Annotated in this window: 22 protein-coding genes; 14 read left to right on the top strand and 8 right to left on the bottom strand. The window is 72.3% G+C overall.

Features of this window, described 5'->3' with window-relative positions; translation table 11 throughout:
- Positions 1-10: 10 nt before the first annotated feature.
- From ACIQWG_RS32555 to ACIQWG_RS32575, 5 genes are all read right to left on the bottom strand, one after another.
- The gene (locus ACIQWG_RS32555; protein WP_404102194.1) at positions 11-757 is read right to left on the bottom strand and encodes a PP2C family protein-serine/threonine phosphatase; all 747 of its coding nucleotides are present in this window, start codon (positions 755-757) and stop codon (positions 11-13) included.
- 134 nt (positions 758-891) lie between these two features.
- On the bottom strand, positions 892-1,299 hold the full coding sequence (msrB, locus tag ACIQWG_RS32560) for a peptide-methionine (R)-S-oxide reductase MsrB (RefSeq protein WP_404102196.1): 408 nt from the start codon (positions 1,297-1,299) through the stop codon (positions 892-894).
- Positions 1,300-1,317: 18 nt separating this feature from the next.
- Positions 1,318-2,700, bottom strand: coding sequence for a UDP-N-acetylmuramate--L-alanine ligase (murC, locus tag ACIQWG_RS32565; RefSeq protein WP_404102198.1), 1,383 nt, complete (start codon positions 2,698-2,700; stop codon positions 1,318-1,320).
- 140 nt (positions 2,701-2,840) lie between these two features.
- Positions 2,841-3,314 (bottom strand): indole-3-glycerol phosphate synthase, encoded by a 474-nt coding sequence (locus ACIQWG_RS32570; protein WP_404102200.1) that lies wholly within the window; start codon positions 3,312-3,314, stop codon positions 2,841-2,843.
- Between the two features lie 149 nt (positions 3,315-3,463).
- Entirely contained in the window at positions 3,464-4,348 is an 885-nt protein-coding gene (locus tag ACIQWG_RS32575) for a pyrimidine reductase family protein (protein ID WP_404102201.1), read from the bottom strand.
- A gap of 37 nt (positions 4,349-4,385) precedes the next feature.
- Between ACIQWG_RS32575 and zapE the strand changes: the two genes are divergently transcribed.
- The 9 genes from zapE (at position 4,386) to ACIQWG_RS32620 (ending at position 13,428) form a co-directional block, all read left to right on the top strand.
- Entirely contained in the window at positions 4,386-5,495 is a 1,110-nt protein-coding gene (gene zapE, locus ACIQWG_RS32580; RefSeq protein WP_404102203.1) for a cell division protein ZapE, read from the top strand.
- Positions 5,496-5,670: 175 nt separating this feature from the next.
- Positions 5,671-6,075, top strand: a complete 405-nt coding sequence (locus ACIQWG_RS32585; RefSeq protein WP_404102204.1) for a hypothetical protein — start codon at positions 5,671-5,673, stop codon at positions 6,073-6,075.
- A gap of 75 nt (positions 6,076-6,150) precedes the next feature.
- Positions 6,151-6,729, top strand: coding sequence for a carbonic anhydrase (locus ACIQWG_RS32590; protein WP_404102206.1), 579 nt, complete (start codon positions 6,151-6,153; stop codon positions 6,727-6,729).
- Positions 6,730-6,734: 5 nt separating this feature from the next.
- On the top strand, positions 6,735-8,192 hold the full coding sequence (locus tag ACIQWG_RS32595; protein ID WP_404102208.1) for a SulP family inorganic anion transporter: 1,458 nt from the start codon (positions 6,735-6,737) through the stop codon (positions 8,190-8,192).
- Between the two features lie 136 nt (positions 8,193-8,328).
- A complete protein-coding gene (locus ACIQWG_RS32600) occupies positions 8,329-9,261 on the top strand; it encodes a slipin family protein (RefSeq protein WP_404102210.1) in 933 nt (310 codons plus the stop codon).
- 90 nt (positions 9,262-9,351) lie between these two features.
- The gene (locus ACIQWG_RS32605) at positions 9,352-10,755 is read left to right on the top strand and encodes a PhoX family protein (RefSeq protein WP_404102212.1); all 1,404 of its coding nucleotides are present in this window, start codon (positions 9,352-9,354) and stop codon (positions 10,753-10,755) included.
- A 63-nt stretch (positions 10,756-10,818) separates the two neighbouring features.
- Positions 10,819-12,258 (top strand): protein kinase, encoded by a 1,440-nt coding sequence (locus ACIQWG_RS32610; protein ID WP_404102213.1) that lies wholly within the window; start codon positions 10,819-10,821, stop codon positions 12,256-12,258.
- Positions 12,259-12,368: 110 nt separating this feature from the next.
- Positions 12,369-13,229, top strand: coding sequence for a polysaccharide deacetylase family protein (locus ACIQWG_RS32615; protein ID WP_404102215.1), 861 nt, complete (start codon positions 12,369-12,371; stop codon positions 13,227-13,229).
- A 19-nt stretch (positions 13,230-13,248) separates the two neighbouring features.
- Positions 13,249-13,428 carry a hypothetical protein gene (locus ACIQWG_RS32620; protein ID WP_404102217.1) on the top strand — a complete coding sequence of 60 codons (180 nt, stop codon included), beginning with the start codon at positions 13,249-13,251 and terminating at the stop codon, positions 13,426-13,428.
- On the opposite strand, the gene ACIQWG_RS32625 is transcribed toward ACIQWG_RS32620, so the two are convergent.
- Entirely contained in the window at positions 13,420-14,091 is a 672-nt protein-coding gene (locus tag ACIQWG_RS32625; protein WP_404102219.1) for an ABC transporter, read from the bottom strand. The genes ACIQWG_RS32620 and ACIQWG_RS32625 overlap by 9 nt on opposite strands.
- Entirely contained in the window at positions 14,088-14,960 is an 873-nt protein-coding gene (locus ACIQWG_RS32630) for an ATP-binding cassette domain-containing protein (protein ID WP_404102221.1), read from the bottom strand. Before ACIQWG_RS32630 ends, ACIQWG_RS32625 begins: the two co-directional genes overlap by 4 nt.
- Positions 14,961-15,041: 81 nt before the next feature.
- Here ACIQWG_RS32630 and ACIQWG_RS32635 point away from each other — a divergent pair, with 81 nt between their 5' ends.
- From ACIQWG_RS32635 to ACIQWG_RS32655, 5 genes are all read left to right on the top strand, one after another.
- Positions 15,042-15,773, top strand: a complete 732-nt coding sequence (locus ACIQWG_RS32635) for an aminoacyl-tRNA hydrolase (protein ID WP_404102223.1) — start codon at positions 15,042-15,044, stop codon at positions 15,771-15,773.
- A 342-nt stretch (positions 15,774-16,115) separates the two neighbouring features.
- Positions 16,116-17,483: a DUF692 domain-containing protein gene (locus ACIQWG_RS32640; protein ID WP_404102225.1), complete on the top strand. Its 1,368-nt coding sequence runs from the start codon at positions 16,116-16,118 to the stop codon at positions 17,481-17,483.
- A 272-nt stretch (positions 17,484-17,755) separates the two neighbouring features.
- Positions 17,756-18,550 (top strand): DUF4142 domain-containing protein, encoded by a 795-nt coding sequence (locus tag ACIQWG_RS32645; RefSeq protein ID WP_404102227.1) that lies wholly within the window; start codon positions 17,756-17,758, stop codon positions 18,548-18,550.
- 101 nt (positions 18,551-18,651) lie between these two features.
- Positions 18,652-19,437, top strand: a complete 786-nt coding sequence (locus tag ACIQWG_RS32650) for a TIGR04222 domain-containing membrane protein (protein WP_404102228.1) — start codon at positions 18,652-18,654, stop codon at positions 19,435-19,437.
- A gap of 97 nt (positions 19,438-19,534) precedes the next feature.
- The gene (locus ACIQWG_RS32655) at positions 19,535-21,181 is read left to right on the top strand and encodes an alpha/beta hydrolase (RefSeq protein WP_404102230.1); all 1,647 of its coding nucleotides are present in this window, start codon (positions 19,535-19,537) and stop codon (positions 21,179-21,181) included.
- Positions 21,182-21,259: 78 nt separating this feature from the next.
- Here the strand turns inward: ACIQWG_RS32655 and hemQ are convergent, their stop codons facing one another.
- On the bottom strand, positions 21,260-21,991 hold the full coding sequence (gene hemQ, locus ACIQWG_RS32660) for a hydrogen peroxide-dependent heme synthase (RefSeq protein WP_404102232.1): 732 nt from the start codon (positions 21,989-21,991) through the stop codon (positions 21,260-21,262).
- Between the last annotated feature and the right edge of the window lie 4 nt (positions 21,992-21,995).

Below are 21,995 nucleotides of genomic sequence, written 5' to 3' on the forward strand. Positions count from 1 at the left end.
CTCCCGCCGCTCACTCCTCGCCGACCCGCACCACCGCGACCGTGATGTTGTCGGGCCCGCCCGCCTCGATGGCGGCCTTCCACAGCTCGTAGGCCGCCCGGCCGTCCTCGTGCTCGCGCAGGATCTCGTCCAGTACGTCCGTGGTGAGCGGGTCCGTCAGACCGTCCGAGCAGATGAGGAAGCGGTCGCCGGGCGACAGGGGCTCGGCGCTCACATGGGGGGCGACGGCGCGGTAGGTGAGCGAGCCGCCGAGGCACTGGGTGACGAGGGTGGTGGAGCGGCCGGGCGGATGCGGCGGGCTGTCGTCGACGCTCAGCTGGCGCAGCCCGTCGTCGGTGGCCGCGAAGACCTGGCTGTCGCCGACGTTGAACACCAGCAGCGACTCGGGCAGCGCGACGACACCGGCGATCGTCGTCCCCATGCCGGACAGCTCGCTCTCCTCCTCGCCGCCCGCCGCCTGGTACACGGCGAGGTTGCAGGCGTTCACGGCCTCCCGCACGGCGACCTCGCTGCTCATGGCCGGCCCGAGCCCCGCGATCCGGCGCGCGACCAGGGAACTGGCCACATCGCCCCCGGGATGCCCGCCGAGCCCGTCGGCCACGGCGACGGCCAGCGGCGTACCGAGCGGAAAGACCAGGGTCTGCGGGTTCTCGGTCACGGTGCCGCACAGCGTCCACGGCCCCACGACCAGGCTGTCCTCGTTCCGCTCACGCAACAGCCCGGGATGACTGATCGCACTCACCGCGACGTAGGACATCAGGCGCCACCGCCTTCCCGTCGCCGGACGGACCGCCGAGGCCGGCGCCCCGTCTACGAGTCTAGGAACACCGGCATCCCCCGTGCCAGCCACGACAGAGCGGGGCGGCCCCGAGGCCGCCCCGCTCCTGAAGGTCAGCCCTCCTCGGGCGTCAACCGCAGCGAGATGCTGTTGATGCAGTACCGCTGATCGGTCGGTGTCGCATACCCCTCGCCCTCGAAGACGTGCCCGAGATGCGAGCCGCAGCGGGAACACCGCACCTCGGTGCGGACCATCCCGTGCGAGCGGTCCTCGATCAGCTCCACCGCGTCGGTGTCCTTCGGGTCGTAGAAGGACGGCCAGCCGCAGTGCGACTCGAACTTCGTGGTGGAGGTGAACAGCTCGGCGCCGCACGCGCGGCAGGAGTAGACGCCCGTGGTCTTGGTGTCGGTGTACTCACCGGTGAACGCGGGTTCCGTGCCGGCCTGGCGGAGGACGGCGTACTCGGCCGGGGTCAGCTCCGCGCGCCACTGCTCGTCCGGCTTTTCGACGTCGTACGACATGAGTGTCTACCCCTCACTTCACAGGCGGTCCAGGATGAGCGGGCCGAGGTCGGTGACATCGCCCGCGCCCATGGTGAGAACGAGATCACCGGGCCTTGTCATTCCCGCGACCAGCGAGGGCACCTCGCTCTTGTCGTGGACCGCCGTCACCTCGGCGCCGGCCGCCCGGCCCGCCTCGATGACCAGCTCGCTGGTGATGCCGGGGATCGGGTCCTCGCGGGCCGGGTAGATGTCCAGGACCAGCGAGGCGTCCGCCAGCGCGAGGGCGTCGCCCATCTCCTTGCCCAGCTCCTGGGTGCGGGAGAACAGGTGGGGCTGGTAGACGACCACGATCCGGGCGTCCCCGGCGGCGTCGCGCATAGCCTCCAGGTCGGCGGTCATCTCGGTCGGGTGGTGCGCGTAGGAGTCGATGACCTGGACGCCGGAGGCCTCGCCCTTGAGCTGGAGCCGTCGCTTGACGCCCGTGTAGGCGGCGACGGCCGGGGCCAGCTCGGTGGCCGGGACGCCCAGGGCGGCGCCCGCCGCGAGGGCGGCCACCGCGTTGAGGGCGTAGTGCCGGCCGGGGACCGAGACCGCGAAGGTGAGCTCCTGGCCGTCGAGGAGGACGGTGACCTGGCTCTTCAGCCCCTGCGCCACGATCGACAGCACCCGTACGTCGGCGTCCTCGGCCTCGCCGTACGTCACCGTCCGGACGGTTCCGGCGACCCGTCGGGTCAGCTCCCGCGCCCCGTCCTGGTCCGCCGAGATCACCAGCGTGCCGCCCTCGGTGATGCGGTCGGCGAACGTCACGAAGGACTCGTAGATCTCGTCCATCGAGGCGTAGTTGGCGTGGTGGTCGAGCTCCACGTTCAGGACGATCGCGACGTCGGGGGCGTACTTGTGGAAGCTGCGGTCCGATTCATCCGCCTCGGCCACGAAGATGTCGCCGTCGCCGTGCAGGGCGTTCGAGCCGGGGGCGTCCAGGTCACCGCCGATGGCGTACGACGGCTCCAGGCCCAGCTCGGTCAGGGAGACGGCCAGCATCGACGTGGTGGTCGTCTTGCCGTGCGTGCCGGCGACGGCGATCGGACGCAGCCCGCCCATCAGCGCGGCGAGCGCGTCGGAGCGGTGCACCACGGGGATGCCGAGCTCGGCGGCGCGGGCCAGCTCGGGGTTGTCCTGCCGGATCGCCGACGAGACCACGACACAGCTGGCGTCGTCGGCGAGGTGCTCCGCCGCGTGCCCGATGTGCACCGTCACGCCTAGCGCCCGCAGCGCCTCGGCGGTCGCCGACTCCCTGGCGTCACTGCCGGCCACCTTGGCCCCACGCTGCGCGAGAATCTTCGCGATCCCCGACATCCCGGCCCCGCCGATGCCGATGAAGTGCGGTCGGTCCATGGCGGTGGGAATGCCGGGTGCCATGTGTGTTCTCCCAGAGGTGCGATACGACGGTGAGGCCCCAGCCTATTGGGTGCGCGGCCGCGCCCCGCGCAGGGGACGCGGGGGCCGTGCCCCGCGCCCGACGAACCGCCCGACCCCCAGGGAGCTGCCCCGAGGGGCCCCTATGCCTTGCTGTGCGAGAACAGCTTCAGCACCGGCACCCCCACCTTGTGCCGGGCCCGTGAGGCCCAGTCCCGGTGGAAGAACTCCTCCACGTAGTGGGGATCGGTCAGCACGATCACCTCGTCCGCCCCGACCTCGTCGACCACGGCCCGCAGCGCGTCCAGCGGATGGTTCTCCAGCAGCCGCCCCTCCGCCCGCTTGCCGGCCGTGCGCAGCGCGGTCAGGGACACCTCCAGCGCCCGCTCCCCCGTGCTCAGCGCCTCCTGGCCCTCCGGGGTCTTGCCCTCCCGGACCGCCTCGTCCAGTTCGCCGAGGGCGATGTCGTCGATGGCGCGCAGCAACGTGTCGGCCTGCTCGCCGCGGGGCTGGAGCAGCACATGGAAGGCGACCGCCTCGTCACCGTGCAAGGTGGTGACGAACTCCACGTCGGCGGACGTCAGGGCCTTCTCGATCATCAAAACGCTTGTGAACACCGGGCGCCCCTTCTGCGGAAACCATCCTGCCCCGTGCGCGCACGGGGAATGCGAGTCTTAGTGTGCCCGGCGGAAGCTAAACGGAACGGAGGATTCCGCCGTTTCGGGGCCACGGCATTCATAGAACCCATTTCCGAAGCCGCCTAACCTCACGTCCGCCGGTACCGGCTGAACAGAAAGCCCTCCTCCTCCAGCAGGGACACCAGCTCGAACCGTTTCGGGACCGTCACCGAGGGCCCGCCGGCGATGCGCTGGGCGTCGCCGGCGGTGAGCATCGGGGACACCGTCAGACAGAGCTCGTCGAGCACGCCGGACGCCACGAGCTGGCCGAGCAGCCGCGGCCCGCCCTCGGTGAGCAGCCGGGTGTGTCCGAGTTCGGCCAGGCCCTGCACGGCACGGACCGGGTCCACGCCGACACCGTCACCGGCGATCACCACCCGGGCGCCCGCCTTCTCCGCGGCGGCGATCCGGTCGGGGGCCGCGGCGGCGCCGGTCAGGACCAGGGTGGGCACGGACGGCGAGGTGAACAGCGGCAGGTCGAAGTCCAGCTCCAGGCTCGCGCTGACCACCGCCACGGCCGGCGCGGCCCCCTGCCCGGCCGCCTCCCGCGCCTCGGCGAACTCGGCACGCGCGCGTGCCGGACGGTACCCCTCCCGGCGTACCGTTTCGGCACCGACGAGCACCACGTCCGCCAGCCCCCGCAGGGTGCCGAAGACACGCATGTCGGCCGCGCTGGAGATGGGCTGCGAACGTCCGTCGTGCTGGGCCGCCCCGTCCAGCGTCGACACCATGTTGGCCCGCAGCCAGGGCCGCCGCTCACCGGCACCGGGCTCGGGATAGGCGTAGGCGGCGGCGAGCTCGGCGAGGCTCCACTCCCGGTCGGCCGCATCGCCGCCGGAGAGGCCGGCGTCCGAGCGCCGGGTGGACGTGCCCGCCACAAGCCCCCCTGCGGCCGCTCCACCCCCTCCGTCCCCGGCCGAACCGCCGGAGGCACTCGCTGCTGTCTCGTCGATCACAGGGAACAGGCGTCGCATGTCATGGAGTGTGGCACGGCCCGTAGCATGGTGACCCGTGTCGTCCTCCACCGCCGCCTCCGGGCGGAGCCCGATAGCCGAAGCGAGTCCGCTCTCCCTGTGCGCCCGTGAGCCGCACGTCCCGGCGGACCGGCTGGTCGCCGAGATGGTGCCGCCGCCGCGCTTCGACTCGGTCCGCTTCAGCACCTACATCCCGGACCCGAACCAGCCCAGCCAGACCGAGGCGGTCCGCGTCCTGGAGGGCTTCGCGGCCGGGCTCGGCGGCGCGCACGCCAGCGGCGCCGGAAAGGCCAAGCGCGGCTTCCTCGGGTTCGGCAGGTCCAAGGCCCCCAAGACCCCGGCGGGCCCCCGCGGGGTCTACCTCGACGGCGGCTACGGCGTCGGCAAGACCCATCTGCTCGCCTCCCTCTGGCACGCCACCCCGGCCGAGCCGTCACTCAAGGCGTTCGGCACGTTCGTCGAGCTGACCAACCTCGTCGGCGCCCTGGGCTTCCAGCAGACGGTGCAGACCCTGTCCGGCCACCGGCTGCTGTGCATCGACGAGTTCGAGCTGGACGACCCGGGCGACACCGTCCTCGTCTCCACGCTGCTCGGCAAGCTGGTCGACGCGGGCGTCGCGCTCGCCGCCACCTCCAACACGCTGCCCGGCAAGCTCGGCGAGGGCCGCTTCGCGGCGGCCGACTTCCTGCGCGAGATCCAGGGCCTGTCGGCCCACTTCCGCGCCCTGCGCATCGACGGCGAGGACTACCGCCACCGCGGCCTGCCCGAGGCGCCGGCGCCGTACTCCGACGAACAGGTGACCAAGGCGGCGTACGCCACCGAGGGCGCCTCGCTCGACGACTTCCCGCACCTGCTGGAGCACCTGGCCCGCGTCCACCCCAGCCGGTACGGCGCGCTGGCGGACGGCCTGAACGCGGTGTGCCTCACCGACGTCCAGCCGATTCCCGACCAGTCGACGGCCCTGCGGCTCGTCGTGCTCGCGGACCGGCTCTACGACCGCGAAGTCCCGGTCCTGGCCTCCGGACTGCCGTTCGACCAGCTGTTCAGCGAGGACATGCTCAAGGGCGGCTACCGCAAGAAGTACTTCCGCGCCATCTCGCGACTCACCGCGCTGGCCCGCGACGCCAAGGGCCTGGTAACCCAGTAACTCCCCCTGGTCAAGGGGTGGTTCAAGCCAAGCCACCCTCGCATTTCAGGCTCTCTTCAGCTCGAAACGTTAAGTTAACCCTGCAAACAACGTTGCTCGGTTAACGTGCTTCTTGACCAACGGTTGACCAAGTGTTGGCGAGTGCATGAGGTGTGGACTGACTGGAGGGGGGCGCATGTTGCGAGGTACGACGGTCCGGACCCCGATTTCGATCCTCGTCGCCATCCTGCTCGCCCTCCAGTTCTTCGCACCCGGCGCGACCTTCGCACACGCATACACAGCGAGTCAGGCAGAGGCCAAGGCCCAACCCGGAATCAAGCTTTCCGGGAAGGCACTGCGCGACGAAACCCTCACGTCACGCCACTGCGTCCCGTCCGGTGACGGGGATCCGACCGGTCCCCTGCGCACCCGTGACCAACTGCGCTTCGCCGACTCCGGGACACAGGCACCCGACCGACCGTTGCTCATCCGGGACTCCGCGTCCGCGCACCGGCCGGCCGAAGCCGGCGCCGCGCACGAGCGCACGTCGAGACCCTCGACGTCCCACACTCCGGCGGGGCTTCAGATCTTCCGCTGCTGAGCAGCAGAGCAGTCCCCCCACCCCTGTCATGTAAACCCCGACGCGCCACTGAGGCGCGCCAGGAGGAGTCACCACATGCAGCCCCTCATCGACAACGCCCGTATGTTCGGACAGCGCCCTGAGGAGTTCGCCGAACTGGCCGAAGGACAGTCCCCGCAGGTCCTGTTCATCACCTGCTCCGACTCCCGGGTCGTACCGGCACTGATCACGGGCGCCCGCCCCGGCGAGCTCTTCGAGCTGCGCACCGCGGGCAACATCGTCCCGCCGTACGCCTGCGCACACCCCACGAGCGAGGCGGCCACGATCGAGTACGCCGTGGAGGTCCTCGGCGTCAGCGACATCGTGGTCTGCGGCCACTCCCACTGCGGAGCCGTCGGCGCGCTGGTGCGCGGCGACGACCTCGACGCCGTGCCCGCCGTGCGCGACTGGCTCGCGCAGGCCGACCCGCGCCCGACCGGCGCCGCCGAGGACCCGGAGGTCGCCGAAGGCGTCCAGGCCCACGTGCTGACGCAGCTGCTGAGGCTGCGCTCGTACCCGTTCATCGAGAAGAAGCTGAAGGAGCGTCAACTCACCTTGCACGCCTGGTACTACGAGGTGCACAAGGGTGCCGTGCGCGCCCACAGCGCCGAGACCGACGCGTTCGAGGCGCTGTGATCGGCATGATGACCAAATTCCCCCACATACGGCAGGACTTCGCCGCCTCGTTGGTCGTCTTCCTGGTCGCGCTGCCGTTGTGCGTCGGTGTCGCCGTCGCCTCCGGAGTGCCGGCCGAGCTCGGACTCGTCACCGGCATAGTCGGCGGCATCGTCACCGGCCTGATGCGCGGCAGCAGCCTTCAGGTCTCCGGGCCCGCGGCCGGTCTGACGGTGCTGGTCTTCGAGGCCGTCCAGGAGTTCGGGCTGCCGGTCCTCGGTGTGCTGGTGCTCGCCACGGGCCTGCTCCAGCTCCTCATGGGCGCCCTGAGGCTCGGGCGCTGGTTCCGGGCCATCTCGGTCTCCGTCGTCGAGGGCATGCTGGCCGGTATCGGCCTGGTGCTCATCGCCGGACAGCTCTACGCGCTCGCGGACGCCAAGGCGCCCGCCTCCGGTCTGGAGAAGATAGCCGGGCTGCCCGGCGCGCTCGCCCAGGCCGCCGGGGACACCGAGGCGCTGGCCTCGATCGCACTGGGCGCCGGCACCATCGCCGTCCTGGTGCTGTGGAAGCGGCTGCCGCGCCGGGTGCGCGCCGTGCCCGGTCCGCTCGCGGCGGTCGGCCTGGCGACGCTGGTCGCCGTGCTCTTCTCCCTGCCGGTCGCCACCGTCGAGGTCAAGGGCCTGCTGGGCGCGATCCAGCCCCCTGGTGCGGATGCCTTCGGCGAGCTCGCGGACGTCGGCGTGCTCGCCACGATCGTCGCCTTCACGCTCATCGCGTCGGCCGAGTCGCTGTTCAGCGCGGCGGCCGTGGACCGGCTGCACGACGGGCCGCGCACCCGGTACGACCAGGAGCTGATGGCGCAGGGCGCGGGCAACACCGTGTGCGGTGTGCTCGGCGCGCTGCCGATGACCGCGGTCATCGTGCGCAGCTCCGCCAACGTCCAGGCGGGCGCGAAGACCAAGGCGTCCCGGGTGCTGCACGGCGTGTGGCTGCTGCTGTTCGCGGCGCTGCTGCCCGCCGCGCTGGCCCTGATCCCGATTCCCGCGCTCGCGGGCATCCTGGTCCACGCGGGCTTCAAGCTGATCCCCTTCCGCGGGATCGTCTCCCTGTGGCGGGGCCACCGGGGCGAGGCACTGATCCTCGTCGTGACCGCCGTGTCGATCGTCGCGGTGAACATGTTCGAGGGCGTGCTGATCGGTCTGGCCCTGTCGGTCGCCAAGACCGCCTGGGAGGCCTCGCACCTGAAGCTGGAGATCGTCGACAAGGGCGCGGGACCCATCCAGGCGCACCTGACGGGCAACGCGACCTTCCTGAGGCTGCCGAAGATCCTGGACAGCCTGGAGGCCCTGCCCCAGGACCGCCCGGTGGAGCTGAACCTGTCCGGGCTGCACCACCTCGACCACGCCTGCCGTACGGCCCTGGAGAACTGGGCCGAGCGCCACAGCTCCGCGGGCACCGAACCGGTGCGGGTCACGGCGCCCTGACCGGCGTATGACGCCTGCTGAGGCTTGATCCCTGGTCCGGGGCCGTCGATGGCCCTGGACCAGGGGTCAGACATATCTTTACTGGGCATACCGTTACAGGAGCGTACGGATCGGACCTCTCGGTGAGGAGGTCGGCATGGTCGAGGAAGTTCTGGGCATCGTCGCGGGAGTGGCTGCCGCGGGCGCCGTGTACGTCGCTGCGGCGGCGCGGGTCGTCAAACAGTACGAGCGCGGGGTGGTGCTCCGGCTCGGACGGCTGGCCGGGGAGGTGCGGGCACCCGGGTTCACGTTGATCGTTCCGATCGTGGACCGGCTGCACAAGGTCAACATGCAGATCGTCACGATGCCGGTGCCGGCCCAGGAGGGCATCACCCGCGACAACGTGACGGTGCGCGTGGACGCGGTCGTGTACTTCAAGGTGATCGAGCCGGCGAGTGCGCTCATCAAGGTCGAGGACTACAAGTACGCGGTCTCGCAGATGGCCCAGACGTCCCTGCGCTCGATCATCGGCAAGAGCGATCTGGACGACCTGCTCTCCAACCGCGAGAAGCTGAACCAGGGTCTGGAACTGATGATCGACAGCCCTGCCATCGGCTGGGGCGTGCAGGTGGACCGTGTCGAGATCAAGGACGTGTCGCTGCCGGAGTCGATGAAGCGCTCCATGGCCCGGCAGGCCGAGGCCGACCGCGAGCGGCGCGCCCGCATCATCAACGCGGACGCCGAGCTCCAGGCCTCCAGGAAGCTGGCCGAGGCCGCCCATCAGATGGAGGACACCCCCTCCGCGCTCCAGCTGCGTCTCCTGCAAACGGTGATGGCGGTGGCCGCGGAGAAGAACTCCACGCTGGTTCTGCCGATCCCGGTGGAGCTGCTGCGCTTCCTGGAGAGGGGCGGCGAGGAGCACGAGGGGCAGCCCCCGCGGCGCTACGCGGCGCACGACGTGGAGAGCCCCGCCGACCCGGGCGAAGAGAGGGCCGTCGAGCCCCCGGCCGAGCGCGAGATCGAGCCGCCGCCCGAGCGGGAGGTCGAGCGGACGATCGAGGACATCATCGAGGACGCGTCGGGGAAGTGACACGTGCTACGCGCGTGGTTCCAGTGGCTCGCGCCAGGTGATAGACACAGCGGGGTCAAAGTTCCTGTCCGCCAACAGGAAGGCTGCCCCATGTCCGAAAACGCGCCCGTCGGCGCTTCCGCGTCCGGCTCCACGAAACGCCGTCAGTTTCTCGCCCGCACCGGGGCGTTGGGTGTCTCGATCGCCTTCGCCGGAAATCTCACCGAACTCTTCGCGGGCACCGCCGCCGCACAGAACCTGGGTCACACGGGATACGGCCCGCTCGTGCCGGACCCCGACGGTCTGCTCGATTTGCCGGAAGGTTTCCGCTACCGGGTCCTCTCCCGCGAGGGCGACCGGCTGCGCTCCGGTGAGGGCCCGGTCCCGTCCAACCACGACGGCATGACGGCCCTGCCGGGCCGGCACGGCCGGGTCCACCTGGTCCGCAACCACGAGAACCGCGCCGACGCCAAGGTCCCCGTCCCGACGGTCACGGGCCTGACGTACGACCCGGCCGGCAAGGGCGGCTGTACGGCCCTGACCCTCGACCGGCACGACCACGTCCTGTCCGAACGCGTCGCCATCGCCGGTACGGCGGTCAACTGCGCGGGCGGGCCCACCCCTTGGGGCACCTGGCTGACCTGCGAGGAGACCGAGGACCGGGCGGGCACCAACGGGTACACCAAGGACCACGGCTTCATCTTCGAGGTCGACCCGGCGGACCCGTACCGCTCCGGGGCGGTTCCGCTGACCGCGATGGGCCGCTTCCAGCACGAGGCGATCGCGGTGGACCCACGCAGCGGTGTCGTCTACGAAACCGAGGACGCCTTCCTCAAGCCCTTCGGCCTCTTCTACCGCTTCCTGCCGCATCAGCCGCACGGCGGCCTGGGCACCCTGCGCGCGGGCGGCCGCCTCCAGGCGATGCGTGTGCCGGGCGTACCGGACCTCTCGACGATCCAGGAGCCGGGCACCACCTTCGAGAAGATCGAGTGGGCGGACGTACCGGACCCGCTCGCCGTCCGAACCCCCGTCCGCCTCCAGGACTTCGGCCCGAAGGGCATCACACACGCTCAGAAGCTGGAGGGCTGCTACTGGGGCGGCCACAGCGTGTACTTCGTCTCGTCCTTCGCCCGCAGCGCGGAGGGCTCGGCGGCCGACCACTACGGCCAGATCTGGCGCTACGACCCCGCGGCGCGCCGGCTCACCCTGGTGATCGTCTTCGGCCCCGGCACGGACGTACAGCTGCCCGGCGAGTCCCCCGACAACATCTGCCTCGCCCCCGGCGGCGGCCTCATGGTCTGCGAGGACGGCAACGGCGCCCAGCACGTCTTCGGCGTGACCCGGCACGGCGAGGTGTACGCGATGGCCCGCAACGCCCAGAACCTCGGCACCGAGCAGGAGCCGGAGTGGGGCGAGTTCGCCGGGGTCACCTTCTCGCCCGACGGCGGGACGATGTACGTCAACTGCTACACACCGGGCACCACGTTCGCAGTGACGGGCCCCTGGCACCGATAGCGGCCTCCGCACCGCCCCCGACCGGCGGTCCCTGCTCTCCGAGCGTCCTCTAACCTTTGCGGCATGAACGCACCGGGGGATCTCGTCGACGGCCGTTTCGAGCTGGTGGACCGGCTCGGCAGCGGAGGAATGGGCACCGTGTGGCGCGCCCGCGACACGGTGCTCGACCGCGAGGTCGCGCTCAAGGCGGTGCGGTCCGACGCGGACACGGTCGGCATGGTGCGCGAGCGGGTGATGCGGGAGGCGCGGGCGCTGGCCAGGCTCAGCCATCCGCACGTGGTGACGATCCATCAGATCGTGGCCGCCGAACCGCATCCCTGGATCGTGATGGAGCTGGTGCCGGGCGTCTCGCTGCAACGGCGGCTGGACGACGGCCCGTTCACCCCGGCCGCGGCGGCCCGGCTCGGCCGTCAGCTGCTGGCGGCGCTGCGGGCCGCGCACGCGGCGGGCATCCAGCACCGGGACGTCAAGCCCGCCAACATCCTGCTGCGCCCCGACGGCGACGCCGTCCTCACCGACTTCGGCATCGCCGCTCTCCAGGGCACGACCGGCCTCACGGCGACGGGTGAGTTCGTCGGGTCGCCCGAGTTCATGGCTCCGGAGCGGATCCGGGGCCACGGCGACGGTCCGGCCGCCGACCTCTGGTCGCTGGGCGTGGTCCTGTACGTCTGCGTGGAGGGCGTCAGCCCACTGCGCCGCCCGACCACGCTCGCCACCCTGGCCGCCGTACTCGACGACCCGCTCCCCGCGCCGACCCGCTCGGGTCCGCTCACCCCGGTGCTCGAAGCCCTGCTGGTCCGGGATCCGGCGGCCCGTCCGGACGCGGCCCGGCTGGACGCGATGCTGGCACAGGTGGAGTCGGGGACAGCACCGCACTGGGCCGTCCAGCCGACGGTGACCACCGTGTCCCCGCACCCGACACCCACGCCCACCCGGGTCCAGACCCCGCACCCCACGGCCCCGCGGGCGGGCGGATCCCGCCGCCGCACGCCCCTCGTACTGGCCGCGACGGCGGCCCTGGTGCTCGCCACGGCGTCGGCGCTGTTCCTCGCCCTGCGCCCCGGCGACGACAACGGCGACGCCAAGGCCCGCGCCACGCCGCACACGGCGGCCACCACCTCGAAGCCCACCCCGGCGAAGCCGCGGCCGACTCCGGAGGCCCCCGCGCCGGCCGGCCGGTGGATCGCCCAGCTGCACTCCGAGCCCGTCACCGCGGGCACCGCCAACCGGGACAGCAGGCTCTCCACGATCCGCCGGTCCATCCCGGGCGCCAAGGTCCTGCGCAGCGACGACTACGCGTCCCTGCGCGGCGGCTACTGGGTCTTCTACGCCCCCGGCCCCTTCGCCGACGGCCGCGCCGCCCTGAAGTTCTGTGCCAAGCGCGGCCGGACGACGGTGAACACCTGCATGGGCCGCTACCTGAGCAAGGACCCCACCGAGTTCGATCTCCAGTGCCGGCCGCCGGCCGCCAAGCCGTCGGGTTCCTGCACCCGGAAGGGCTGAACGGGGCCCGCCCGGGCGGACGCGGCGGGCGCCCCGCCGGGCGGGTGACCTGCACCCGGCACACCCATCGGCCTACCGAAATGCCGATCTGATCCTCATATCTTCATGCGGTGATCACTCTTGTACGCCGCGTCACGGCGGTCTGCGCCCTGGGTGCGGCGCTGAGCGCGCTCGCCGCGTGTACGACGACCGGGGAGGCGACCCGCGCCCCGCTCCCGGCCCCCAGCGCCACCGCCGCCGTATCGCCCTCGGCCCGTCCGCCGACGCTCGCGCCCGGCCCGGCGGGCAGGACCCCTGTCTTCGAGTACGGCCGGCGGACCGGGGCGAAGACCGTCGCGCTGACCTTCGACGCCGATATGACGGCCGATCAGGGGCCGCGGGCGGCGCGGGGCGAACGGTTCGACAACCCGGGGCTGATCGCGGCGCTGCGGGAGCTGAAGGTGCCCGCCACCGTGTTCATGACCGGGCGATGGGCGGAGGAGTATCCACGGCAGGCCCGGTCCATCGGGCGGGACCGGCTCTTCGAGGTCGCCAACCACTCCTACAGCCACTACGCCTTCACCGACGACTGCTACGGGCTGCCGACCATCGGCGAGGAGCGGATGCGGGCGGACGTGGAGCGGGCGTACGCGGTGTTCCGGAAGGTCGGGGTGCGTGATGCGATGCCGTACTTCCGCTTCCCGGGCGGGTGCTACGACCGGCGGGCGCTGGAGGCGCTGACCGCGGTCGGTGTCACGGCCGTGCAGTGGGACGTGGTGAGCGGGGACGCGTTCGCCACGGACGCCCGCGCGGTCACCCAGGGGGTGCTGGACGAGGTGCGGCCCGGGTCCGTGGTCGTGCTGCACTGCACGCGCAGCGCCGCTCCGACGACCGAGCGGGTGGTCCGCAGCGTGGTGCCGAAGCTGCGCGCGGAGGGCTTCCGGTTCGTGAAGGTGTCGGAGCTGATCGCGGCCGGGGGCGTACGGCGGTGAGCGTCCTACGCTGGAGGGTATGAGCGAGGACTACTGCACGATCGTCGACGTGGTGAAGCCGCCCAAGGCGGACGGGCCACCGTATGCGGAGTGCGTGCTGTGCCGGGACGCGACGGAGTACCCGGAGTCGTACAAGGGGATCACGCTCTGCCCGGTCTGCGAGTGGCGGGAGGCCGAGCGCACCGCCTGCTCAGGGTGACCGGCGGGACGTGAGCACACAGGCCACGGCGGTCGCGACCGCCGTGAGCAGGGCCGCTGCCGCCAATGGGAGCACCGGCAGGGGGACCGTGCCCGAGCGGGAGCCGGTGACCAGACCGCTGACCGCCGCCTGCGCCGGTGAGCCGGTCAGGACGACCGCCAGCAGAGCCGCGAGCAGCATCGCCGGGATCGCCCGGCCGGTCGAGCGCAGCACCGGCCAGGTCGTGAGGGCGCCGACGGCCGTGCCCAGCAGGGCGCAGGCCAGTGCGGCGAGCAGCCCCGCCGAGCCCGCCGGCAACCGGGGGACCCGCGCCTGGTGGTCGGCGCTCGCCGGATCACTGATCAGCGTCACCAGGACGGTCGCGACCGTGCCCAGGGCCGCCGAGCCGGCCAGCGCCACCAGCAGCGCGGCGAGGTGCGCGCGCCCCGGTCCGGCCGCCGCGGCGACACAACTGCGGGCTGCGGGCGGTTCGTTGGTGACACAGATCCGCACCAGCCAGGCGGCGACGGGCAGCAGGGCCGCGGCGGCGTAGCCGAGCGAGTCCAGGATCGGCTGGCCGCCCTGCACCCCGACGGCGAGGAACGCGGCGTACAGGATGAACGGCGGCAGCCAGCGCTGCGAGCGGGCGAGCAGGGCGGCCTGGTAGCGGAGCAGGGCGGTCATCGGCGGCTCTCGTGGTCGGGGTCGGTCTGCTCGCTCACGCTCACCACGTGCCAGGGCGGCCGGGCGGTCAGCAGGGCGCGCAGCAGGATGTCGGAGTGGGAGGCGGGCACGGTGAGTCGGTGGGTGCCCGGTGCGGGTTCCTCGGCCGCGACGACCGTTCGGGCCGCGTCGGCGGGCAGTGCTCCGCCCCGCGCCCCCTGGGCGACGACGATCACGCACGGGCCGGTGGGCGCCGCCGTCGGTCGGTCGGTACGGAGGTCGAGTGCGCCGTCGCGCACGGTGTACGTCGCGTCGGGCGCCCCCGCCAGGCGGCGCGGGTCGTGGTCCACGAAGACCACGGCGGTGCCGTCGGCGGTGCGTTCGGCGACGGCCCGCTCCAGTTCCGCTCGGGCGTCGGTGTCGAGGCCGGTCCACGCCTCGTCCAGGACGAGCAGCTCCGGTTCGGCGAGCAGGGCCTGCACGACAGCGACCTTCTGACTGCTGCCCTTGGACAGCTGGGCCATGGGGGTGCGGGCGTAGGAGGCGGCGCCGAAGCGGTCGAGCCACTCCAGGGCGGCCCTCCCTGCGGCGGGCCGGGACAGGCCGTGCACGGTGCCGAGGTGGGTCAGGTAGCCGAGGGCGGTGAAGGGGAGGGCGGTGGGGAAGCGTTCGGGAACGTACGCGGTGCGGGGGCGGCCGGTGACCCGGCCCTCCGAGGGGGCGTCTATGCGGGCGAGCAGACGCAGCAGGGTGGACTTGCCGGTGCCGTTGGGGCCTTCTATGCGGATGAGGGTGCCGGGGGGCACGGTGAGGTGGACGCCGCGTAAGACCCATGGGCCGCGTAGGCCGTAGCGGCGGCCCACGTTGTCCAGACGAAGATCGCGTTGCATGAGGGTCATACTCTCGTACCGCGACCGCGGCCAGGTGGGGGCAGATCAGGCGGTTCCCCGCGCCCCTTAAGGTTGACCGACGTGAGCCATGATTCGACGTCTGCCGGTGACAGTCCCTTCCGGTCGGAACGCAGCGCGCGCGACGAGGCACCGCAGTTCGTGCTGCCCCTGGTCGTCCGGATCGAGCGGAGCGCTCCCCCGGCCCGCACCGACGCCCTGGAGACGTCCGCCCGAGCCGTGCTGACGATCCTCAGCGACGAGCGGTCCGTCGGTGACGGCGAGTGGGCGGAGGCCATGCGCGACTGGCAGGACGCCCGGATCCGCAAGGTCGTGCGGCGGGCCCGCGGGGCCGAGTGGCGGCGGGCCGGGGAGCTGCCCGGGATCACCGTCACCGGGAAGTCGGCCGAGGTACGGGTCTTCCCGCCGGTGCCGCTGGACGGCTGGCCCAAGGAACTGGCCAAGCTTCAGGTGTCCGGCACCGACCTCGACGACCCGGAACCGCCCGTGGCCGCCGACCCGTCGGCGCCGGTCCTCTGGCTCAACCCCGACCTCGACATGTCGGCGGGCAAGGCGATGGCCCAGACCGGTCACGCGGCGCAGCTCGCCTGGTGGGAGCTGTCGTCCCAGGAACGGACCGCCTGGCGCGAGGCGGGCTTCCCGCTGTCGGTACGGACGGCGGAGCCGGGGCGGTGGGATGACCTGACCAGCGCCGGCCTGCCGTTGGTCCGGGACGCGGGGTTCACGGAGATCGCGCCGGGCTCGAGCACGGTCGTGGCGGACCATCCGGCGCTGCGGCGGACGACACACGGCTGACGGCCGGGGACGCGCTGCACGGACCGGTGGCGGAACGCGGGCCCCCGTGCGTGCAGGACACCGGGTTCACCGAGACCGCACGGGGCTCCCACAGCCCCGCCGCCGACCACCCGACACCGCGGCGGACGCCCGGCGTTTGAACATCGCAGGCGTCCCGCCCGTACGACCCTGTGTGGCGGGAGTGCGGGTCCCGGGCCGCAGGGCTCAACCTCAAATGTTGCTCTGAAGGTGGCCCGGGAGAGGTTCGGGCCGTGCCCGTGGGGCCATACCCCCGTCACGTCCGGCACGTCCGAGGAGACGGGACAAGCGGGTACGGAAGAGGCCGAGGAGGGGACGGGGACGATGGAGCGACTGGGCACGGGGATCGGGTGGCGTCCGGAGATCGCGGACGCCGTGGAGCGCATGCCGGGCATCGACTGGGTCGAGGCCGTCGCCGAGAACGTCTGCCCCGGACACCTGCCGGAATCCCTGGTACGGCTGCGCGAGCGCGGCGTCACGGTGATCCCGCACGGCGTCTCGCTGGGCCTGGGCGGTGCGGAGCGCCCCGACGCCGGGCGGCTGGCCGCGCTCGCCGAGCGGGTGGCGGCACTGGGTGCGCCGCTCGTCACCGAGCACATCGCGTTCGTCCGCGCGGGCGGCCCGCTGACGGCGTCCCCGCTGCTGGAGGCGGGGCACCTCCTGCCGGTTCCGCGTACCCGGGACTCCCTCGACGTGCTGTGCGAGAACGTCCGTGTCGCCCAGGACGCGCTCCCCGTGCCGCTCGCCGTGGAGAACATCGCCGCGCTCATCTCGTGGCCGGGCGAGGAGATGACCGAGGGGCAGTTCCTGTACGAACTCGCCGACCGGACGGGCGTACGGCTGCTCATCGATGTGGCCAACCTGCACACCAACCACGTCAACCGGGGCGAGGACCCCGCCAAGGCGCTCGCCGAGCTGCCGCTGGAGGCCATCGCGTACGTCCATGTCGCGGGCGGCTTCGAACGCGACGGGGTCTGGCACGACAGCCACGCCCACCCCGTCCCCCAGCCGGTCCTCGACATCCTGACGGACCTCGCCTCCCGGGTGTCCCCGCCCGGCGTCCTGCTGGAGCGGGACGAGAACTTCCCCGAACCGGGTGAGCTGGAGCGGGAGTTGGGATCGATCCGGACGGCGTTGGAGAAGGGGGGCGCCGAGCGCGGGGCCGCCCGGCCGACGTCCCCGACGCGGCAAGCCTCCCCTCAAGACGCCGCCGCGCGTGATGTCGAAGCCGACCGCGCCTCGCAGGCCGCCCCCGCTCCCCCGGCCGAGCCCGTCGGCCCCGCCCGCCAGCGTCTCGGCCTCGCGCAGGCCGCCCTGCTCTCCGCGCTGGTCGCCGGGACACCCGTGCCGGAGGGGTTCGACCGGGTGCGGCTCGGGGTGCAGGCGCGGGCGCTCGCCGGGAAGCGGGCGGACGTCGTCGCGAAGGTCGCGCCCGAACTGCCGGTGATCCTCGGGGACGGGTACCGGCGGGCCTTCCTCGGCTACGCCCACGGGCACCCGATGACCGGCGGCTACCGGCGCGACGCGCTGGACTTCGCCGGGTATCTGCTGGCCGAGGACCGCTGCCAGGACGTGCGGACGCGGGCGGAGTTGCGGGAGTGGTGGCTGGAGCGGTCGGGGCCGAAGCCGCGGTCCCGGCGGCCGGGGATCCGGCTGGCGCACGCCACGCGCCGGGTCCTGCTGCGCCGGTGAGCCACGCCGGCTACGTCGACTGCGACCCCCGGGGTGGACGGGGACGCCCGCCACGAGTGTGCCGGGGCTAACACCCCGGCCCTCGACGCGGCCTGCGCGCCCGTTTCCCCCGCGTTTGGGCCGGTAAGCCACTCGCTGTCGCTCCCTATTCGCCCGTAACCACCCCGGTTGCAACCATTCGCTCCTGTACGGCGGTTGGCGTAGAAGCCGAAGTAATATGCCAACCCCATCCCCGAAGCGCACTAACGTGCGGTGCCGCAACAGGAGGCACCATGCGATCGCGACCCCCGATCAACGGCCGAGGCATCTTCAGCGGCACCGGACTCATCATCACCGGCCTGACGGCGACGCTGCTGGCGATGATCTTCCCGATCTGGTCGTACGCCGACCGGTCCGGGACGGGTCTGGCCGCGCTCGACGCCGAGACCGTCTCCACCGGATACGGGCCGCTGTCCGCCCTCGACCGTGACTTCGTCACCAAGGTCCGGCTGGCGGGCCTGTGGGAACTGCCCGCCGGTCAGCAGGCCCGGCAGAAGGGGACCACGCCGGCCGTACGGACCGCCGGTGAGCACCTCATCGAGGGGCACATGTTCCTGGACGAGCGGGTGCGCGACGTCGCCGCCAAGCTCAGCCTCACGCTGCCCAACGAGCCCACCGAGCAGCAGCAGGCGTGGCTGAGGACCCTGGACGGGGCCCAGAGCGTCGAGTACGACCGCCAGTTCGCCAACATCCTGCGGCTGGCGCACGGCAAGGTGTTCTCCGTCGTCGCGCAGGTCCGGGCCGGCACCCGCAACTCCCTCGTCCGCAAACTCGCCGACGACGCCAACACCACCGTGCTGGACCACATCACGGTCCTGGAGGCCACCGGTTACGTCGACTACGACGCACTGGCCCGGGACATGGTCGCCGACAGCACGCCACCGCTCACCCCGCCGCCCGCCCCGCCGGGTCCGACCACCGACCCCGCTCCGGCCGTCCCCGTGACCCCGCCGCCGCCGCCGACGTACACCCTGCCGCCGGCCGCCACGAGCCCGCGCCCGCGCCCGGAGGACACGGAGGGCTCCTGACGCCCCGGACCCCGATCCGGAACGTCACATCCCGGCAACTGTCGGTCCGGATTGTGAACAAGGCATGGCGTTGCACGGAGCCTTTGGCATAGAAACGCGGCATGTTCTGGGTCCTTCTCCTGCTGCTGGCCTGGGCCGTCGCCGGCACGGCGTGCACGCGGCTGTGTCTCGCCGCCGTACACACCGCGGCCATGGACGTGAAAGAGGCGACCGCGGCCCGGGACCACGATCTGACGCTGTACGAGGCCGCGTTCCTGTCCGGCGGCCCCCGGCGGGTCGCCGATCTGACCCTGGTCTCGATGGCCCGGCAGCGGCGGCTGCTGCTCGCGCACACCGGCTGGGCGACGGTCGTCGACCCGCGCGGCCGGGACGAGATGGAGCGCTCGGTGATAGGGGCCATCGGGCCGGAGGGCCAGTCCCGGATCGCGCCCGTGCGGGACGCCACGGCCGCCGCCGACGCCGTGGGCAGCCTCGCCGACCGTCTGGTCAGCGCGGGCCTCGCCGTGCCCGAAGGGGAGCGGAGCGGAACGGGTGCCGCGATCCGTCAAGTGCGGCTCGCGGCGGTCGTCGTGGTGGTGCTCGGCGCGATCGCCCTGCTGTCGCCGGCCCCTTCGGAGATGCCGGCGCATCTGATCGCGCTCTGGTTCGCGCTCCCCCTCGTGCTCACACTGAGCTGCCTCGCCATAGCCCGCATCGAGATCCACCCGTACACCCGGTGGGCCTCCCCCGCCGGGCAGCGGCTGTTGAGCGGCCTGGTCCGGCGCGCAGGGGGCGAGGACGACCGTACGTATCTCACATGTGTCGCCGTACGAGGTGTCCGCGCGATCGGCGAGCCGGACCTGCGCGCGGCCTTCGCACACCGCGAGCCGCACCGCGGTGACGCATAGGGGGCATTGCGGCGACACCGGCCGGGTGGTGCTTGCCTTCATCAACAGACGAACGAAATATCCCTTTTGTTGCTGGCGTGCATCGAAGGGATACGCGATGAGAGCTGCCGCCCTCTACACGGCCGCGGGGGCCATGCTCCTGTCCACCCTCTCCCTGGCCCCGGCCGGCACCGCCGGTGCCGCCCCGGGTGCGGACGAGCGGCACGGCACGACGGTGGCCGTCGCGCGTGCCAAGGCGGCCGGGATCGACTTCGGCCGCTGCCCCAAGAACCAGGGACTGCCGGCGCACGTCCGGTGCGGCACGGTGTCCGTGCCGCTCGACTACGCCCGTCCCGACGGAAAGCAGATCCGGCTCCTGGTCAGCCGGGCCCGGGCCACCCACAAGGACCCGCACAACAGCAAGCGCCGGGTGCCGGGCCAGGGCGCCCTGGTCTACAACCCGGGCGGACCGGGCGCCTCGGGGCTGCACTTCCCGCTGATCGGCGTCATCCCGGCGTGGAAGCGGCTGGCGGCGGCGTACGACCTCGTCGGCTACGCCCCGCGCGGAGTGGGGCCGTCCGCCCCGCTGTCCTGCCAGGACCCCAAGCAGTACTTCAAGGGGCCCTCGATGGCGCCGACGTATCCCTCGGAGGCGTACAAGAAGGAACGCATCGCCCACGCGAAGGCATACGCGCGCGGCTGCGCCGAGCGCGCCGGGAGCGCGCTGCGGCACTACAACTCCCTGAACAACGCCCGTGACCTGGACGTCCTGCGGGCCGCGCTGGGCCAGTCGAAGCTGACGTTCATGGGCGCGTCGTACGGCACCTACTTCGGCGCGCTCTACGCGCACCTCTTCCCGCAGCACGTGCGGCGGATGGTGTTCGACTCGGCGGTGAACCCGGACCCGAAGCAGATCTGGTATCACAACAACCTCGCCCAGTCCGCCGCGTTCGAGGGCCGCTGGACGGACTTCCGGGAGTGGGTCGCCGAGCACGACGACGTGTACGGGCTCGGCATCACCGCCGACGAGGTGCTGCGCAACTACGAGAAGGCGCGGGCACGGCTGGCCACGAAGCCGGCGGGCGGGAAGATCGGGCCGGGGCAGTTGCAGGAGGCGTTTCTCCAGGCCGGTTACTACGACGACCACTGGCCGTCGCGGGCACGGGCGCTGGCGGCGTATCTGAAGGGCGACTCCAAGCCGCTGGTCGAGCTGGCCGCGCCGGTGACGGAGGCGGCGGCCGAGGAGGAGAACACCAACGCGGTCTACACGGCCGTGGAGTGCAACGACGCGCCCTGGCCGACGGACTGGGCGGTCTGGGACCGGGACAACACCCGGCTCGCGCGCGTGGCGCCGTTCGAGACCTGGGACAACGCGTGGATGAACCTGCCCTGCGCCTACTGGCAGGCGCCCCGGCAGAAGCCCGTCGACGTACGCACCGGCCCGGGTGAGCTGCCGCCGACGCTGATCCTGGCGGCCGAGCGGGATGCCGCGACGCCCTACGAGGGAGCGCTGGAGATGCACCGGCGCCTCGCGGGCTCGGTGCTGGTGACCGAGCGGGACGCCGGCACGCACGGCATCGCCTACGGCCCGAACGCCTGCGTCAACGGCCATGTCGACGCGTATCTGCTGGAGGGCCGGCTGCCGGAGCGCCGGTCGGCCTGCGAGGGCCACCCCGAGCCCAAGCCGGAGCGTGCGACCGAGCGCAAGGTGAAGAAGCCGACGCCCCACCAACGGGACCGCCACGAGCCGGCGGCCCGTCCGTAGCCGGCCGCGCCCAACGCCGCGCGGCACCGCGAGGCCCCGCTCCCCACGGCAGGGAGCGGGGCCTCGTCGTGCCGGGGTCTAGGCGAGGCCGGCGATCAGCTCGGGCACCGTCTTGCGGCGGCCGGTGTAGAACGGCACCTCCTCGCGGACGTGCATCCGGGCCTCGGAGGCGCGCAGGTGACGCATGAGGTCGACGATGCGGTAGAGCTCGTCGGCCTCGAAGGCGAGGATCCACTCGTAGTCGCCCAGCGAGAACGAGGCGACCGTGTTGGCGCGGACGTCCGGGTAGCCGCGGGCCATCTTGCCGTGGTCGGCGAGCATGCGGCGGCGGTCCTCGTCGGGCAGCAGGTACCAGTCGTAGGAGCGCACGAAGGGGTAGACGCTGACGTAGTTGCGCGGCGTCTCGTCGGCGAGGAACGCCGGGATGTGCGAGCGGTTGAACTCGGCGGGGCGGTGCAGCGCCATGTTCGACCAGACCGGTTCGAGCGCGCGACCGAGCCGGGTGCGGCGGAAGAGGTTGTACGCCTCCTGGAGCTGGTCGGCGGTCTCCGCGTGCCACCAGATCATGACGTCGGCGTCGGCGCGCAGGCCGGAGACGTCGTAGGTGCCGCGGATCGTCACGTCCTTGGCGGCGAGCTGGTCGAACAGCTCCTGGACCTCGTCGGCGTAGCCCGTGCGGTCCTCGGGGAGGACGTCCTTCAGCTTGAAGACGGACCAGAGGGTGTAGCGGATGACCTCGTTGAGGTCCTTGGCCAGCTTGCCCTTGTTCGGGATCCTGCCGGACTCGGTGGTGGAGGCGTCGTCACTCATGCCC

The sequence above is a fragment of the Streptomyces sp. NPDC098781 genome, from assembly GCF_044759995.1.
Lineage (GTDB): Bacteria > Actinomycetota > Actinomycetes > Streptomycetales > Streptomycetaceae > Streptomyces.